Annotated in this window: 1 pseudogene; it reads right to left on the bottom strand. The window is 56.1% G+C overall.

Annotation, left to right across the window (positions count from 1 at the left end):
- Positions 1-458 precede the first annotated feature (458 nt).
- Positions 459-877, bottom strand: a pseudogene (locus tag E5W87_RS35425) (calcium-binding protein); the annotation flags it as partial.

Below are 877 nucleotides of genomic sequence, written 5' to 3'. Positions count from 1 at the left end.
TCGTCTGATTCGGTAGCCCCCGATCCCTGCCTACTCGACGGCCCATATTAGCGCCAAATCAATTAGCGACATGCGTTGATAGAATCATTGATCTTCGACGGAGCACCAATTGTCATGTGATTTGACTGCACGAGCTTTGTGCGAACCTGCGCGAACTTTGATGACGGGAATACGTTGACTAGTCTGGGGCCAGTCAGTTCGGAATCGCCTGGCTTTTCCTTGACGGGAGCGCCCTCAATCTTGATCACAATAGGAGCTGTCGCCATCGGCGCGGGCGTCTATAGCTATCTCGGTCAAAACTGATCGACCATTTTTTCCGCTGGCACTTGCAGGTGCCGCGACGGTCCGCGCCAGAACATCCACGCTCGCCAAAGAGACAGGCTTCAAGGTGCAGTTTGTCCACCTGTCTCTGTAGGCGACCGCGGGCCCTGGCGCGATCTCGTTTTCCGCTAGCTCCTTCAGGTCACAAAGAATGCGCCTGCCGTAAGCGACAGACCTGGAGAAAGGGTGGCGAACTGTATCTGAGCCGCGTCGCCGATGCCGTCGCTGTCGAAGGAGAGCGCTCCAGTCGAACTGTTGTAGATGATGTGGTCGGAGCTATCATCGGCGGCCTTACCCGCAAAGAAAGCGTCGGATGTGAGCGTGCCCAACTTAAGCCCGGCAAAAATCGCGTCGTCGAGGTGGATCTTGTTCTGGGACGGATTGAAGTCGGTAATCCTGTCGACATTGCCGTCACTAAGGGCGCTATTGAAGACGAAGATGTCGTTGCCGCCAAAGCCGCTCAACTTATCGGCACTGCCGCCGCCGTTGATGACGTTGGCACCGGCATTGCCCTGGATGGTTTGGGCCAATTCGTTGCCAGTCAGGTTGATTGCTG

The organism is Mesorhizobium sp., assembly GCF_004962925.1.
Lineage (GTDB): Bacteria > Pseudomonadota > Alphaproteobacteria > Rhizobiales > Rhizobiaceae > Mesorhizobium.
This window is presented reverse-complemented; position numbering and strand designations above follow the sequence as displayed.